Raw genomic sequence first — 15,752 nt, forward strand, 5'->3', positions numbered from 1 at the left:
GGCTTGTGGGAAACTTTCATCTACGAGATGCCTCTCTTTTCGGTGGTCAATGTGCTCTAGACAAGCTCCATTTTCCTCGAAAAGACGGGCATTCTCGGTTTAAACCGCCGCCCGCGTCTCGATCATCATCGGTGGATCAAGGCTAAGCCGCTATCCAAGGTCCAGCGTCCGCGAAATATCTACGTGATCGGGTTCTTGTTCGGGCTCGGCTTCGACACCGCCACCACCATCGGGCTGCTGGTGCTCACGACGGCGGCGTCGCTTGCGGGCGTGTCCGTTCTCGCCCTCCTGGCGTTGCCGCTGGCCTTCACTGCGGCGATGACGCTCTGCGATTCCGTAAACGGCGTGGCCATGATGCGCATGTACAAGTCCGCCATCCATGATCCCCGGCGCAAACTTGGATTCAATGCCATCATCACTGGCATTTCGGCCTTCTCGGCGCTCTTCATCTCGGTCATCACGCTGGGTGGTTTCCTCAACGCGGCTTTCGGCCTAACGGATCCTGTCACCACGTGGCTGGGCGAAATTGACCTCGGCGACGCCGGGCTGGTGCTGATTGCGCTGTTCGCCGTCGTATGGGCGGTCGCGGCGCTGCGGTTCCGGGTCCGCGCGTCGCTCGGTGGGAAGCCCTGACGACGCTCGCTCACTTATGCCGGGAAAATCGAGGACGCTCGCTCACTTATGAAGCCATTTTGGTGAACCCTCCTGCAGTTGCATCGCCAGGGTTCGACGGCGGGCGTCGGCGCTGGGTGCGGAAGTCGCCGTCGGGCGTTAAACAGTTGGTGGCTATTGCTTGGGCTGGAGCCACTCCAGAAGTCGATCCAGCGGCCACGTCGTGATGATCCGATCGGCGGGAACACCGTTGGCTTCTGCCCGCTCCGCTCCATATTGCAGGAAGTCGAGCTGGCCGGGGGCGTGGGCGTCACTGTCTATGCTGAAAAGACAGCCGGCGTCGAGGGCGATCTGAATCAATTCGTCCGGCGGGTCTTGGCGTTCGGGCCTTGAATTGATCTCGACGGCAACAGAGTGCTCCGCGCACGAGGCGAACACCTCTTCGGCGTCGAACTCCGACGGCGGCCTTGTTCCGCGCGATCCCTTGACCAAACGGCCGGTGCAGTGCCCGAGGACGTTCGTGTGCGGGTTCTCGATGGCAGCGAGCATGCGCCGGGTCATGGGCCGTTTGTCGGATCGGAGCTTCGAGTGGACACTGGCCACCACGACGTCGAGTTGGCTCAGCAGCTCGGCGGACTGGTCCAGCCCGCCGTCCTCAAGAATGTCCACTTCGATGCCGGCCAACAGCCGAAACCCGGGCCCCTCTCCGTTTCGATCGTTAATCCCGTCCACTACCGTGAGCTGCTCCATCAAGCGCTCGGGACTGAGCCCGTTGGCGATGGTGAGGTTGGGGGAGTGATCGGTCAAAGCGAGATATTCCCGGCCAAGAATATTCGCAGCGGCGACCATGACCTCGATCGCTGAGCCGCCGTCCGACCAGTTGCTATGGCTGTGCAGATCGCCCCGGAGCTTGGCGTGCAGCTTGTGACCGCCGTTGACCAAGGGTTCGGCACCGCGACGGCGGAGGTTTTCAAGGTAGTCCGGAACAGGTCCGCTCAAGGCCTGGTTGATCACTTCGAAGGTACGGCTGCCGATTCCCTTGGTCCGTTTGAGGCGGCCATCCTTGAGCCGGGCAGTCAGTTCCTCCCGGCTCAGTCCGGCGATGATGCCCGCAGCACGGCGGAACGCCTGGACCTTGAAGCTGTCCGCGAGTTCCCGTTCCAGCCAGAAGGCGGTTTCGTTGAGCGCATCCACGGCGTCCATAGCTCAATCATGTACCACGCCGCGCCCAGGCGTATGTGAGACAGGGTTTGGGTTTGGGTGCCTATAGGTGAGCGAGGGTTTCCGGTTTGGGGCTTATATGTGAGCGAGGGTTCGGGTTTTGCGACGCTCGCTCGGATATGTGGGTTCTGGCGCCGACGCTCGCTCAGATCATCTGAGCGAGGGTTTCGGGTTGGGGGCGTCATGCTGTCGGAATAACTGGGACGGCCTCCACCGCCCTGCAATAATCGGAACCAGTTGCCTCGCTCGAGTTGCACGCGGGGCGGTATGCACCTTCGGACGAATCACATCGCAGACGAGGCGGACATGACCAACACTCCCATCCAGCAGGACACCGACACGACGGCGACGCCACCCGCCCCGAACATCGCCATCGACGAGGACCTGCTTCACCGGCTCGCGGACGCTCATGGCGTCGGGACGTCGTTCCACGGCTGGGATGGGTTGCAACACGACGTTTCGCCCGCCACGCTGATCCAAGTGCTGGATGCACTGGGAGTCCCCGCCCATTCCAACGAGCAGATCGAAGCGGCCCTCGCCGACGCGGAAGTGGCGCCATGGCGGCGGATGCTGCCGCCCGCCGTCGTCGTCCAAGAGGGAACGACGGCGGCTGTGCACGTCCACGTCCGCGACGGTTCACCGGCCCGCCTGACGATCTCGCTCGAGGACGGAACGGAACTCGCGGCCACCCAACAGGAAGACTGGGCGCCGCCGCGCGACGTGGATGGAGTGCCCACAGGCCGTGCCACCTTTGAGGTGCCGGCCGGTTTGCCCCTCGGCTGGCACTCGCTCACGGCCGAGTCCGACGGCGTGACGGCCACGGCTGCGCTGGCCGTGGTTCCAGCCAAGTTGCAGACGGCAGCACAGCTGGACGAACGGCGTGGGTGGGGACTCGCAACTCAGCTGTATTCGGTACGCTCGAAGCGCTCATGGGGTATCGGGGATTTCGCGGACTTGGCCGATTTGGCGTCGTTGGCCGGCGCACGCGGTGCCGACTACGTCCTGGTCAATCCGCTGCATGCGGCGGATCCTGTGCCTCCGGTTCAAGCGTCGCCGTATTCTCCGTCGACCAGGCGATTTTTCAACCCTCTCTACATCCGGGTCGAAGCCATTCCCGAATTGGCATATGTCAAGCCTCGCAAGCGCGCCACGGTGGACCGGCTGTTGGATCACGTCCATGCCCTCAACAAGGACGCGGAACGGCTGGACCGGGATCAGATCTTCGCCGCCAAGCTTGCTGCCCTGGAACTCCTTCACACGGTCAAGCTTTCTCCGGCCCGGCAGCGCGCCTTCGAGGAATTCTGCCGCGAGTCCGGCCCGGGCCTGGACGATTTCGCCCTTTGGTGCGCTATCCGCGAGGACCGGTCGCCGGATGACCCCTTCTGGAAGGACCCCGCGGCCACCCTCGGTTCGCCCAAGATTGAGTCGATGCGCCAGGCATTGGCCGACCGGATCGGTTTCCACCGTTGGCTTCAGTGGATCTGCGATGAGCAGCTCGAGTCGGCCCAGGTCGCGGCCATGCGATCCGGCATGCGGCTGGGAGTAGTGCACGATCTCGCGGTCGGCGCGGATTTGAGCAGTTCCGACGCCTGGACCCTGCGCAGCAGCTTCGCTCCGGGTGTCAGCGTGGGCGCACCACCGGACATGTACAACCAGCTCGGCCAGAACTGGAACCAGCCGCCGTGGCACCCGGTCCGTTTGGCCGAAGCGGGCTATGCGCCGTTGCGAGCGATGCTCGCCACCGTCCTCCGCCATGCCGGCGGAATCCGGGTGGACCACATCTTGGGGCTGTTCCGCTTGTGGTGGGTGCCTGCCGGGAACTCCGCCCGCGACGGCGCCTACGTCCGGTACGACCACGAGGCCCTCATCGGCATCCTCGCCTTGGAAGCGCACCGCGCGGGCGCGGTGGTCATCGGCGAAGACCTGGGCGTCTTCGAGCCTTGGGTGCGGGACTACCTTGCGGCCCGCGGCATCCTGGGCACGTCGATCCTCTGGTTTGAGTACGACGGCGACTCGCCCCTCCCGCCCGAACGTTACCGGGTGCAGGCCCTCGCCAGCGTCAACACCCACGACCTCCCACCGACTGCCGGGTACCTTGCCGGCGATCACGTGGAACTCCGGGGCCAACTGGGCTTGCTCGAACGAAGCGTGGCCGAGGAACGGGCCGAGCACGAGGCCAGCTTGGACAAGATGATGGGGTTGCTCCGGGAACGGGGCCTGCTGCCGGTCAATGGAAAAGCGCTTGGCGAAGAGCAAGTCATTGAGGCGCTCCATCGCTTGCTGGCCCTTGCTCCGTCGGTCCTGCTCGGTGTTGCCCTAGTGGATGCCGTGGGGGAGCGGAGGGTGCAGAACCAGCCCGGAACGACGTCGGAGGTCTACCCCAACTGGCAAGTGCCACTAGCCGACGAACGAGGACGGGCAGTCCTCATTGATGACCTCGACGCGAACCCGCGGTTCAACTCCCTGCTGGCGGCGGTTGACGAGGCCGTACGGGGTTAGGCGCATCGAGACGTGAGATCTCACCTCTTTCGGGTCGCGAAAGGGGCGAGATCTCACGCCTCGATCAACGGCTCAGGGAGCTACGACCAAAGCGGTGGGGGAACCGGCGTTCAGCTGGTCGAGGACTTCGCTCGGGATGCCGGTGGAAGGGTCCAATGCGAACGTGGTGACTTGGTTGGAACGCTCGTGCGCCACGTGGAGCCAGCCGTCGCGGACCAGGTGGTGGCGCGGCCAGTCTCCTCCGCTGGGCGCGTCAGCGACGGGTCGGAGCCGGGTTCCGCTGCCTTCGACGGCCAGTACCGAGATCCGGTTGGAGCCGCGGATGCCCGTGTAGACGAAGCGATTGTCCGGAGACAGCGCGATTTCGGCGGCTGCGTCGCCGTCGGCGGCCCCACCTGCCATCGCGGGACCGCGACGGTGGAGCACAAAGCGGCCGTCGGCGCCGGGCAGGAGCACCACCACTTCGATCGAATATTCGGTCACCACGAATACGGCGTCGGCGGAGGGGTGCTGGACCAAGTGCCGCGGACCGCTGCCCATCGGGAGTGCGACTTGGTGGTCAGGAAGCAGGCCGGTGTCGGGGAAATAGTTCCACACCCGTACAAGGTCGAAGCCGAGGTCGGTGGTCATGATCCGGCCGTCCTCGAGCATGATGCTTGCGTGGGCGCGGCTCACCCGGGGGCCGCCCGTGGCGATGTCGACCCCGCCGTCGACGCCGGCGTGCGGATCCTTCGCCGGCGGCGCCGCAAAGCGCGATGTGATGCCGCCGTCGTCGTCGAGCCCGTAGAGCAGCACATTGCCGTCGCCCCAACAGTTGACCACGATGAAACGGGCGGAGGGGTCGACGGCGACGTGGCAGGCCGCAGCTCCAGCCGGCCAGACCTCCCCCAAAGGTTCAAGGCCGAACGGCCCGGTCCGTCGGTACGCCCGGACCGTCTGGGCGGCCTCGGCTACCGCGTAGACCACCGGCAGCGTCGGGTGCACGGCAAGGAAGGACGGCGAGGGCGCTTCGACGGCGGTGCCGAGCCAACTCAAGCTGCCATCTTCACGGGCGGCGACTGCGCCAATGCCCGTTCCGTTCCCGTCGCTGTCCGCGGTGTAAGCGCCTGCCCAGATGAGCGTTCCGTCGATGTTCTCCGCCATGCCGTCCTTAGTGTTGGTGATGGAGTGCGGCCTCAGTGGCCCTGTACATCCGAGTCGACCCCGGCGTCGGCACCCGCGTCCAAAGTGGCGATCGCGGACAGATCGTCGTGGTCCAAAGCGAAGTCGAAGACGTCCAGGTTTTCCTTCATGCGCAACGGATTGGCGGACTTCGGGATGGCCACGAGCCCCTCCTGGACGTGCCAGCGCAGCACAATCTGACCCGGAGTCTTTCCGTGTTTCTTCCCGATCGCGGCCAACACCGGGGCATTCAGGAGATCGCGACCGGCCCCCAACGGACTATACGATTCCGTGGCGATGCCATGGTTGCCGTTGAAGGCACGCTCATCGATCCGCGTGATGGACGGCGAGATCTGGATTTGGTTGACGGCCGGGACCACCGAGGTTTCCTCCAGAAGCCGTTCAAGGTGCGATGGCTTGAAGTTGGACACGCCGATTGAGCGCACCTTCCCCTCAGCTTGGAGTCGCTCGAAAGTCTCCCAAGTGGACACGAATTCATTCCGTTGGGGGAGCGGCCAATGGATCAACAAGAGGTCCACGTAGTCCAGCCCGAGACGTCTGAGGGAGCCCTCGAGCCCGTCGACGGCGCGATCGCGGCCTTGGTGCGTGCCGTCCAGTTTGGTGGTGATGAACAGTTCCTCGCGCGGGATCCCGCAGTCCCGCACGCCTTGCCCGACGCCGGCCTCGTTAGCGTAGCGGTAGGCCGTGTCGACGTGCCGGTAGCCGAGCTCGACGGCGGACACTACCGCCGTGGCGACCTGGGCGTCGTCGAGCGGCCAGGTTCCAAGGCCGATCTGCGGAATGCCATTACCGTCATTGAGCCTGACGGTCGGAGCAAGTGCCATGGTCCTGTCCTTTCGGTTGCTAGATCGGCCTCCGTGCCCATTGGACCAGTTGATCGCTGAGTTTCATGAAGTCCTGGTCCACGTGCTTGATGCCCGGATGTTCATCATGCCACCGGACGATCTCCCGTGCGCCTGCCGCGAATGGAATTTCTGCCCGATACCAGGGCACCAGAGTCTTGATTTTGGTGTTGTCGAAGACCACGGAGTGGGATCTGTCCCCGAGAAGCCCGGGACCAAGCTCCGGAGAGTGCGCGGCAATGGTTTCCGAGGCGATGTGCACCAGCTCGGGTTCCGGGGCCCCTGCGGCCGTCGCGAAGAGCCGGTAGACCTGGTCCCACGGGAGCGCTTCGTCAGAGGTGATGGTGTAGCTTTCACCAACGGCCTGCGGCCGGCCGAGGAGGCCGACGAAGGCCACCGCAAAGTCATCCGTATGGGTGAGCGTCCACAGCGAGGTACCGTCGCCGTGGACTACCACAGGCAAGCCTTCCCGCATCCGATGGATGTCCGTCCAACCGCCCAGAAGGGCGATCCGCGTGCGGTCATAGGTGTGCGAAGGCCGAACGATGGTCACGGGGAATCCCTCGTCGCGGTAGGCCCGGACGAGAAGGTCTTCGCACGCGATCTTGTCCTGCGAGTACTTCCAGAACGGGTTCCTTAGCGGGGTCGACTCAAGGATCGGCAAGTGTGCAGGCGGCTTCTGGTAGGCCGAGGCCGAACTGATGAACACGTACTGACCGGTCCGGCCGCGGAACAACTCCACCGCGACGGCCACATGCTCCGGCGTGAAAGAGATGAAGTCCGCGACGGCGTCGAACTCGCGGCCGTTCAGCACCTCCGCCACCTCGGCGGGGTTGCGGATATCTGCCTGGAGCAGTTCCGTGCCCGGAGGGACCGGCCTTTCCGAGCTCAGTCCGCGATTGAGCATGGTGAGCCGGTGACCCAGCGCGACGGCGCGCTCCGCCGCCGCCGCGCTGATGGTCCCGGTCCCGCCGATGAACAGCAGGCGCAACGGTGCCGACGTCACCACGCGTAGTCCTCCGGCGCGGTCCGGTGGCCCGGGAAGATGTCGTCGAGCCGCTTGAGGGCATCGGCGTCGAGGGTGACATCCAAAGCCCTGATGGCAGCGTCCAACTGCTCCTGCGTGCGCGGACCCACGATCGGTGCGGTCACGGCCGGCTGGTGCAGCAACCAGGCCAAGCCCACGTCGCCGGGCTCGTGGCCAAGGTCGTCGGCGAGGTCCTCGTACTGGCGGATCTGGTCTTCGTGCTTCTTCAGGGTCTCGGCCGCGCGGCCCTCAAGGCGGCGGACGCCGTCGCGCTCTTTCTTGAGCACCCCGCCCAGAAGCCCGCCGTGAAGCGGCGACCACGGGATGAGCCCGAGGCCGTACTGCTGGGCCGCCGGGATGACTTCCAATTCGACGTTGCGGGTGAGCAGGTTGTAAATGGACTGCTCGCTCACGAGACCGTTGTAGCTGCGCCGCGCCGCCGCTTCCTGGGCTTGGGCGATGTGCCAGCCGGCGAAGTTGCTGCTTCCGGAATACAGGATCTTGCCCTGCTGGACCGCTACCTCGATGGCCTGCCAGATCTCGTCCCACGGCGTGTTCCGATCCACGTGGTGGAACTGGTACACGTCGATGTAGTCGGTCTGCAGACGCTTGAGGCTGGCGTCCAAGGCGCGCCGGATGTTGAGGGCGGAGAGCTTGGACTCGTTGGGGCGGTCCGTCATGGTTCCGTAGAGCTTGGTGGCGAGGACGACGCGCTCGCGGCGCTCGCCGCCCTTCGCGAACCAGCGGCCCAGGATTTCCTCGGTCCATCCCCGGTGCTGCGTGCCGCCATAGACGTTGGCGGTATCGAAAAAGTTGATGCCGGAGTCCAGCGAGGAATCCATGATGGAGTGCGCTGTGGATTCCTCCGTCTGCGGTCCGAAGTTCATGGTTCCGAGGCACAAGCGGGAGACGCTGAGGCCTGAGCGGCCCAAGTGGGTGTACTGCATGGTTTCGGTTTCCTTACGCTGTGGTGGGGTTTCTACATCTGGCTGAAGGACGCGACGGCGGGGTCGGCGCCGAGGCGGGCACCGGCGTCGAGCGCGCTGATGGCTGCCAGTTCGTCCTGGGTGAGCTGCAACGACGCCGCCGCAAGGTTCTGGCGGATCCGCTCCGGGTGGACGGACTTGGGGATGACGATGTTGCCGGTTCCGAGGTGCCAGGCCAGCACGATCTGCGCCGGGGTGGCATCGTGCGTTTCGGCAAGTTCGGTGACCGTTGGCGACCCCAGGTCCGCGCCCTGCCCCAGCGGGCTGTAGGCCTCGACGGCGATCCCGTGCGAGCGGCTCTTCGCCGCCAGTTCCCGCTGTTGGAAGGTCGGGTGCAGTTCGATCTGGTTGACGGCGGGAACGACGTCGGCGAACTCCAGGAGCGTGTCGAGGTGTTCGGGCAAGAAGTTGGAGACGCCGATTGCCCGGGCGCCGCCGTCGGCATGGATCTTTTCCAGGGCCTTCCACGCATCCACGAACAGGCCCTGGGACGGTACGGGCCAGTGGATCAGGTAGAGATCGATGACGTCGAGGCCGAGTTCGCGGCGGCTGTGGTTGAATGCCGCCGCGGCCCGGCCCTGTTCGCCGTTGCGGAGTTTGGTGGTGATGAAGAGTTCCTCCCGGGCGATGCCGGAAGCCTTGATTGCGGCGCCGACGCCGGACTCGTTCCGGTACGCCGCGGCGGTGTCGATGTGACGGTACCCGGCTTCAAGTGCGTCCTCGACGGCTTTCTGGGTCTCGGCAGGCGGGACCTGGAAGACGCCGAAGCCGAGCTGGGGGATGGTGACCGAGTTGTTCAGGACGAGCCCGGGAACGGTTGAATTCTGAGCGCTGGACATGTCCGGCCCTTTCGTCGCTGGTGGGTGGATTGCCTGACTGGCTTTTTCGAGCCTATGCACTTTCGGCACAACAAGCAGTAGTTTTGACGCCCCCTGTTTTTCCTAGGACTCGCAGTCCTACCTTGGCCGTAGAAACAAGCCCCCAGGAAAGGAAGAATGGGGACATGGGTCAAAGCGCCGAGTTCGGAAAATTCCTCAAAGCCATGCGTGCCCGGATGTCGCCGGAGGACGCAGGGTTGCCGGACGCGTCCGGCGCGCGCCGGGTTCCGGGGCTGCGCAGGGAAGAGATTGCCCGCTTGGCCGATGTCAGCACGGACTACTACACGCGCCTCGAACAGGGCCGCCATATCCATCCGTCCCGGGCAGTCCTTGAATCGGTGTCGAGGGCGCTTCGCCTGGACTCAAGCGAGCACACCCACATGATGGACCTGCTTGAGCACTGCGCGTCGAGCGCCAAGGCGCCGACTCCCGCACCACGGGTGCGGCCGGCCTTGCGCCAACTTCTGGACGCTGTGGGCGACGTTCCGGCGCTCCTGCTTGGCCGGCGCAGCGACGTGCTGGGAGCCAATCGGATGGCGGTCCTGCTGTTCGCCGACTTCCCGGCCATGCCTCCCGCCGAGCGAAACCTCACGCGCTGGCTGATCCTGGACCCCCAGGCACGCGAACTGTTCCGGGACTGGAAGACGGTTGCCGCGGAAGCCGCCGGCTCCCTGCGTGCGGATACCGGGCGGCACCCCGACGATCCCCAAGCCAACCAGCTCGTGGGCGAACTCGCCGTGAACAGCGAACATTTCCGCCAGTGGTGGGCAGGGCATCGAGTGGCAGCGCGTTCAGCCGGCACTGTCCGCCTGCACCACCCCACCGTGGGGGACGTGGAACTGAACTTCGAGAACCTGTCCCTGCCGGAGGACCCGGACCAGGTCTTGCGGGTCTATTCCGCGAAGGCGGGTTCGCCGTCGGACGATGCCCTGAAGTTGCTGGGCAGCTTTGGTGCGGGGACGGCGTTTGGTGCGGGAACGACGACGGACCCGGAGCTGTCCGAGCGTCATGCAATGGGCGAAAGCTGAACCAGTTTCAGCCAAAAGTGCTCCCGTCACTGTGCTGCTGCATAGCGAATCGGCGTGAGTTTGTCTATGTGCCCATTGGGCGGCTTTTGAATCGCGTCTACGCTGAATCCAGACCTTTTCGCATATCAAGGATGGAATTCAACGATGAAACGCATCGCGCTGCTGAGGGAGCGGGCAACCACCGCCGGGTCCGCGGGATCCACGGGCTCGCATTGCCCGGCATCCGGTCAGTGGAGCCCTGAAGGCGAACCCCACGTGGTTCACACGTTCTTCGAAGGCAACGTCTTCCCGACCCACAACGGTGCGGCAACCGTCTGGCACCGTCAGTACCTGCTCGCCGAGTCCCGATGAGCCCCGAAACCTTGGGCGCTTGGGGCCCACGCCACTTCACGACGCCGGCGCAACGGCCCGCTGGAGCAGCACTTCGCCTGCCGCCGTCGAAATGGTCCGAACTCAGCCGCGGCGAGACCGTCTGGATCCACGAGGACAAATGGGGCTTCGACGCCGGCCTTGTGGACGAAGTTTCACCTGACCACGAATTCCTGTGGATCGAATTTGCCGGCCGTGGCCGGCGACTCCTCTGTGGCGGTGACCCCGTCCAAGTCTGGACCCGCGGGTGAGTCCAGCCTCGCAACTGATGGCCGCCAGCCTTTCCACAGAAAGGCTGGCGGCCATCGTCGTTTTGGGGGGTCTTGACGGCTTCTTAACGCTCCAGGCGGAATCCGAGCTTGATGGTTACCTGCCAGTCGGCAACTGCGCCCTCGTTGAGGTGCCCGCGGATTTCCTTGACCTCAAACCAGTCGAGATTCCGGAGGGTCTGGCTTGCGGCGGCAATCCCGTTCCTGATGGCGGCGTCGACGCCCTCGGACGAAGTTCCAACAATTTCGGAAACGCTATATGTGTGGTCAGCCATTCTTGCTCCTCGTGATCGTCCTTGATGCCTGAACTGCGGGCCTGGCAGGCCGTGAAAGCAGACTAGCCGACCGAAGGCCGGGGGACTAGGGGTGGCACCGTAGGAGCTTGCCCTACTTGCCGACTCCCCCGGCGAGTCCGCGAACGAAGTAGCGCTGGCAGACGAAGAAGAGGATCACCATCGGAAGGGCCGCCATGGCCATGCCTGCGAACACCAGGGGAAATTGGGTGCCGTTCTTGGACATGAGGTCCGCCAAGCCCACCGGTAGCGTCTGCAAGCCGGTTCCGCTGGTGAATACCATGGCGAACAGGTACTCGTTCCAGTTGGTCAGCACGTTCAAGACGATTGTGGTGATGATGATTGGCTGGCTCATTGGAAGTATGATCCGCCAGAAGGTGACGGCCTTGGAAGCGCCGTCGATGGCGGCCGCCTCGTCGACCTCACTCGGCAAGTCCAGCATGTATGCACGCATTAGAAACACGGTGAACGGGATCCGGAACGCGGTGTACAGGATCAACAGGCCGAGGAACGTGTTGTATAGCCCGAGGCCTTGGAACATCTTTACCAGCGGAACCAACGCCACGGTCGGCGCGAGCATCAAACCGGCCAGGATGGCCACGGTGAACCCGCGGTTCAACGGAATGCGGACGCGGGTAAGCCCGTACGCCGCCCAAGCACTTATCGCCTCCGTGAAGAAAGTCGCCCCAACGGTCAATGAAACACTCGTGAGAACGAAGCGTCCGACGCCTTGATCCCACGCTGCCACAAAGTTTTCCCAGCCGAAATGTGTAGGCAAAGCGAACGGGTTGCCGAAGACTTCGGCGTTGGTTTTGAAACCGTTCAGGAACATCCAAAATAGCGGGTACAGCACCACAGCGGCCAGCGCGATCAGGATGATCCAAACCAGGGCCGACCTCAGCGCGCGGCCGGCGATCGATAGCGCTACCACTCCACTCGCCTCCGCCGGGACACCCACAACTGCAGTACGGCCAAAGTGAGAGTGATTGCGAAGATAGCTACCCCAATGGTTGCGGCATAGCCGAAATCGTTGGTGATGAATCCGGCGTGGTAAAGCCACGTTCCCAGTACCTGGGATGAGTTGTTCGGGCCTCCGCTGGTCATGACCATCACCTCGTTGAAGACCTGAAAGGCGCCGGAGATCGTGACTATCATCATCAGAGAGGTCATCTCGCGTACCAGGGGCATCGAGATGCTGCAGAATCGGCGGACCGGGCCAACCCCGTCGATGGCTGACGCCTCATAGAGTTCGACCGGAATGCGCTGCAGGGCGACCGAGAACAGCAGGACGCTATATCCGAATCCCTGCCACTGGCTCATCGCAATGATTGCGAAGATCGCGGTATTCTCGTGGCCCAGCCAGGCCTGTGCGTATTGGCCGAGTCCCAGATTGGTGAGGAAGGCGTCGAGCATCCCGGTCTGGGGCTGGTAGATGAAGTAAAACAGCAGCCCAGCAACTGTCAATGAGATCGCAGAGGGTATGAAGTAGATAGAGCGGAATGCCTTGCGCATCTTCTCGCTCTTGACGCTTTCGATGATGGCGGCGAGCAGCAGCGCGCCGAACACCTGGAACACGATGGATAAGACGGCGTACCAGACATTGTTGATGAGGGCTTTGCCGAAGACCGGATCAGCCAGCAGTTTCGCGTAGTTGTCCCCGCCGACGAAGGTCTGGGCACCGCTGTAGATGTTCCACTTCAGAAAGCTGAAGAGGAGGCTCTGCAAGAGCGGCCAATACACGAACACTGCCAGAACCAGCAGCGCGGGGATCAGCCAGACGAGGTTGCGCCATTGCGGGGTCGGCCGGGTGGCGGACTTGCGCCTCGGCTGCCTAGGGCCGGTCGCCGTGGCGGCAATCCTTGGCCGGGCCGCCGCCGGGGCGGTGGTCATTTGGCCTTCTCGGAAGCGGTTTGAACGGACTTTAGGGCGTCGTCCGGGCTGAGGGTACCGGTGACCAGTCCTTCACTAGCCGAGACCCAGGCATCCCCGACCGCCGGAACGGAGGCGGTGTCTAGCCAGACAATCGTCGACGGAGCCTTGTTAACTGTCTCGGACCCTTCAGCCACAGCGGTGCTGGAGGTGGAAGTGGTGACCGACCCGATCACAGCACTGGGCTGGCCGTATGGCGGAGCGGACAGCGCGGAAGCGTTCTTCGCATTGGTAGCGAACTTCATGAAGTCAAGGGCGAGGGCAGCGTTCTTGCTCTTGCTGTTGATCATGTAGCCTTCCGGGGCTGCTTCCAAGGTCTTCGCGTCGCCGTTGGCGTTGACCGGCGCCGGGAGCGGGAAAATTCCGAAACCGTCCTTGTTCAGTTGGCTGTCTTGAGTGTTGACTGAGTCGAACTCAATGAGCTCCTGGTAATACATCGCCGCTTTTCCACTCTGTTGCTGCTGCTGGGCGGTCGTGTAGGCAACGCCATTGGAGTTGGAGCCATCCCCGGTACATTTGGTGATCAGTTCGGAAAACTGCTTCATCGCGGTGATGTAACCCGGATCAGTCCACTTGGCCGATTTTGGAATGAGGTCGGCATCGATAGTGGAACGAGGCACATCGTAGGCGAAGAGTTGCTGCAGGTAATGGAGTCCCGGCCATCCGTCTTTGTTGCCGAACGCGATAGGAGTGTATCCCGCGGCTTTGATCGACGAACAGGCGGTGATCAGTCCCTCGAATGTGGTGGGCACGCTGAGTCCAAGCTTTTGGAAGATGGCTTTGTTGTAGCCCATGAACTTGGCATCGTTGTAGAGCGGAATGCCGTACTGCTTTCCGTCATACTTGAAGGCGCTCAGCCCGCCTGGACCGAACGTCTTGCCCCAGTCCGTCGTTGGCCCGATCGCCGAGCTGAGGTCGGCGGCGAGGCCGTTCTCAGCGAAGTTCTGGCCCCAATTGCCGGCGTAGCTGAAGTAGATGTCCGGCAGCGATTGCGAAGCTATGAGGACCTTTTCCTTGTCCTTGACTGCGTTGTCGTCAGTTTCCTGGGAAAGGGTAATCTGCACATTCGGGTGCTCGGCCTTGTAAGCCTTGATCACATCTTCGAAGTACGACCCCATCGGTTTGCCCGCGAAAGCCGTGAGGATGCTGATCGATCCGGAATAGTCCGGCTTGCCGGCCAGGTCCGCTGCTGCGCCTTCGCTCCCGGACACGGAGCAAGCAGCAAGCGACAGCGCGAGCATAGCCGCCGCCGAAGCCGAAATCACTTTGTTCTTTCGCACATTTATCTCCCGTCATCTGCGGGGGTCGGAATTGCATGTCCGCCGGAACTGAGCGTTCCTGACCCGCCATTGGATCGCTCTGGCCGGGATCGGCCAGCTGATTTCTAACGACTATACAAGCGCTTGGTACCGGTATCAATAGTTTCAATCAAGGATTCAATGCAGAAACTTCGTCAGAGAAATGCGGGCACGCAGGGCGACAAGCAGTCACCCATGATTGCCGGGGGCGGGGGAACGCTAGCGGCTGGGCTCAGCGACGCTTTCGCGCGGCACGAAAGTCGCCTCAAGGACATGCGCAGCCACGGGGGTGTTGCCGCCGCCAATGCGATCGATCAAACACTCGGCAGTCAAGGTCCCCAGTTGGTGCAGTGGTTGCGCCACCATAGACAGCGGCGGGGACATGACAGTAGCCCAGCTGCTGTCATCGAAGCCAATGAGCGAAACATCTCCCGGGTAGCTGAGGCCCCGCTGTCTCAGTGCCCGTATGGTTCCGACCAATGCATCGGACTCCGTGGCGAAGATCGCCGTCGGCGGGTCCGCCAATGACAACATCCCCAGCACCGCCCGCGTGGCCTGTTGTTCATTCTTCAACACGTGGGTCACCAGGGACGTGTCGAACTCGATGCCGGCCTGGTCAAGTGCGTCGAGATAGCCGCGGAGGCGCTCGCCGTCGCTGGAGAGGGAATGGGCGATGATCTTGTGCATCGCAGCTGCGCCGGTTGCCGGCTCCACTGTGACAGGTCCCCAGACGAAGCCTATGCGGCGGTGTCCTCGAGCAATGAACACGGACACCGCCTCCCGGGAGGCCTCGCGGTTGTTGATCACGACCGTGTCCATGTCAATTCCGTCGAACAAACGGTCGATCAAGACGATGGGGATGCTGCGCGAGCGCACCAGCTCCAGGTATGGGGGAGGCGCATTGCGGCTTGCCGCGGAGGCGAGGACGATGCCGTCAACGTGTTTGTCCACCAGAACGCCGATGGCATCAGCCTCTTTCGTGAGATCCTCGTCGGTGCTCAGTACCAGCACGTCGTACCCGTGCTGGCGGACCGTGTCGGTGAAGGCTTTGAGCACGCCCGCGAAGAATGGGTTCCCAACGTCTGCAAGGACGACGCCGAGGGTCTTGGTCTCGCCTGTGGTCATGCTCCTGGCGATGGTATTCGGACGGTAGCCAAGTTGTTTGGCAGCACGCATCACCCTGTCACGCGTTGAATCACTAACCGAACCGTACCCGCCAAGTGTGCGCGCCACTGTGGCTCGGCCCACTCCGGCTGCAGCAGCCACCTCTGAGATTGTCGGGGATGTGGCATTTCGGTGGTTTTCGGTCATAGTGTGCC

15 protein-coding genes and 1 pseudogene are annotated in these 15,752 nt (G+C 63.4%); 5 read left to right on the plus strand and 11 right to left on the minus strand.

Features of this window, described 5'->3' with window-relative positions; all coding sequences use genetic code 11:
• Positions 1–141: 141 nt before the first annotated feature.
• Positions 142–633 (plus strand): annotated as a pseudogene (locus tag AB4074_RS18560) (HoxN/HupN/NixA family nickel/cobalt transporter); the annotation flags it as partial.
• Positions 634–786: 153 nt separating this feature from the next.
• Here AB4074_RS18560 and AB4074_RS18565 read toward each other — a convergent pair.
• Positions 787–1,815 carry a PHP domain-containing protein gene (locus AB4074_RS18565; protein WP_441414704.1) on the minus strand — a complete coding sequence of 343 codons (1,029 nt, stop codon included), beginning with the start codon at positions 1,813–1,815 and terminating at the stop codon, positions 787–789.
• 324 nt (positions 1,816–2,139) lie between these two features.
• Between AB4074_RS18565 and malQ the strand changes: the two genes are divergently transcribed.
• Positions 2,140–4,332 carry a 4-alpha-glucanotransferase gene (malQ, locus tag AB4074_RS18570; RefSeq protein ID WP_441414705.1) on the plus strand — a complete coding sequence of 731 codons (2,193 nt, stop codon included), beginning with the start codon at positions 2,140–2,142 and terminating at the stop codon, positions 4,330–4,332.
• Between the two features lie 72 nt (positions 4,333–4,404).
• Here malQ and AB4074_RS18575 read toward each other — a convergent pair whose 3' ends face one another.
• From AB4074_RS18575 to AB4074_RS18595, 5 genes are read right to left on the minus strand one after another with little or no spacing between them, the layout of a single operon-like run.
• Positions 4,405–5,475, minus strand: a complete 1,071-nt coding sequence (locus tag AB4074_RS18575; RefSeq protein ID WP_441414706.1) for a lactonase family protein — start codon at positions 5,473–5,475, stop codon at positions 4,405–4,407.
• A 32-nt stretch (positions 5,476–5,507) separates the two neighbouring features.
• Positions 5,508–6,338 carry an aldo/keto reductase gene (locus AB4074_RS18580; RefSeq protein WP_441414707.1) on the minus strand — a complete coding sequence of 277 codons (831 nt, stop codon included), beginning with the start codon at positions 6,336–6,338 and terminating at the stop codon, positions 5,508–5,510.
• Between the two features lie 19 nt (positions 6,339–6,357).
• Complete coding sequence (locus tag AB4074_RS18585) at positions 6,358–7,365, minus strand: NAD-dependent epimerase/dehydratase family protein (protein WP_441414708.1); 1,008 nt, start codon at positions 7,363–7,365, stop codon at positions 6,358–6,360.
• On the minus strand, positions 7,359–8,330 hold the full coding sequence (locus AB4074_RS18590) for an aldo/keto reductase (RefSeq protein ID WP_441414709.1): 972 nt from the start codon (positions 8,328–8,330) through the stop codon (positions 7,359–7,361). Before AB4074_RS18590 ends, AB4074_RS18585 begins: the two co-directional genes overlap by 7 nt.
• 32 nt (positions 8,331–8,362) lie before the next feature.
• Positions 8,363–9,208, minus strand: a complete 846-nt coding sequence (locus AB4074_RS18595; RefSeq protein ID WP_441414710.1) for an aldo/keto reductase — start codon at positions 9,206–9,208, stop codon at positions 8,363–8,365.
• Between the two features lie 164 nt (positions 9,209–9,372).
• On the opposite strand from AB4074_RS18595, the gene AB4074_RS18600 reads away from it, so the two are divergent.
• From AB4074_RS18600 to AB4074_RS18610, 3 genes are all read left to right on the plus strand, one after another.
• The gene (locus tag AB4074_RS18600; protein ID WP_441414711.1) at positions 9,373–10,275 is read left to right on the plus strand and encodes a helix-turn-helix transcriptional regulator; all 903 of its coding nucleotides are present in this window, start codon (positions 9,373–9,375) and stop codon (positions 10,273–10,275) included.
• A 144-nt stretch (positions 10,276–10,419) separates the two neighbouring features.
• Positions 10,420–10,626 carry a hypothetical protein gene (locus AB4074_RS18605; RefSeq protein WP_441414712.1) on the plus strand — a complete coding sequence of 69 codons (207 nt, stop codon included), beginning with the start codon at positions 10,420–10,422 and terminating at the stop codon, positions 10,624–10,626.
• Positions 10,623–10,895 (plus strand): hypothetical protein, encoded by a 273-nt coding sequence (locus AB4074_RS18610; RefSeq protein WP_441414713.1) that lies wholly within the window; start codon positions 10,623–10,625, stop codon positions 10,893–10,895. Before AB4074_RS18605 ends, AB4074_RS18610 begins: the two co-directional genes overlap by 4 nt.
• An 83-nt stretch (positions 10,896–10,978) precedes the next feature.
• Here AB4074_RS18610 and AB4074_RS18615 read toward each other — a convergent pair whose 3' ends face one another.
• The 5 genes from AB4074_RS18615 to AB4074_RS18635 all read right to left on the minus strand — a co-directional run bounded on the left by AB4074_RS18615 (position 10,979) and on the right by AB4074_RS18635 (position 15,744).
• Positions 10,979–11,188, minus strand: a complete 210-nt coding sequence (locus AB4074_RS18615) for a dodecin (protein WP_241707190.1) — start codon at positions 11,186–11,188, stop codon at positions 10,979–10,981.
• A 112-nt stretch (positions 11,189–11,300) separates the two neighbouring features.
• Positions 11,301–12,137, minus strand: coding sequence for a carbohydrate ABC transporter permease (locus AB4074_RS18620; RefSeq protein WP_441414714.1), 837 nt, complete (start codon positions 12,135–12,137; stop codon positions 11,301–11,303).
• The gene (locus AB4074_RS18625) at positions 12,131–13,096 is read right to left on the minus strand and encodes a carbohydrate ABC transporter permease (RefSeq protein WP_441414715.1); all 966 of its coding nucleotides are present in this window, start codon (positions 13,094–13,096) and stop codon (positions 12,131–12,133) included. The genes AB4074_RS18620 and AB4074_RS18625 overlap by 7 nt, the downstream gene beginning before the upstream one ends.
• The gene (locus AB4074_RS18630; RefSeq protein ID WP_441414716.1) at positions 13,093–14,415 is read right to left on the minus strand and encodes an ABC transporter substrate-binding protein; all 1,323 of its coding nucleotides are present in this window, start codon (positions 14,413–14,415) and stop codon (positions 13,093–13,095) included. The genes AB4074_RS18625 and AB4074_RS18630 overlap by 4 nt, the downstream gene beginning before the upstream one ends.
• 237 nt (positions 14,416–14,652) lie before the next feature.
• Entirely contained in the window at positions 14,653–15,744 is a 1,092-nt protein-coding gene (locus AB4074_RS18635; protein ID WP_441414717.1) for a LacI family DNA-binding transcriptional regulator, read from the minus strand.
• Positions 15,745–15,752 lie beyond the last annotated feature (8 nt).

The organism is Arthrobacter sp. 2MCAF14 (genome assembly GCF_052115645.1).
Classification (GTDB): Bacteria; Actinomycetota; Actinomycetes; order Actinomycetales; family Micrococcaceae; genus Arthrobacter.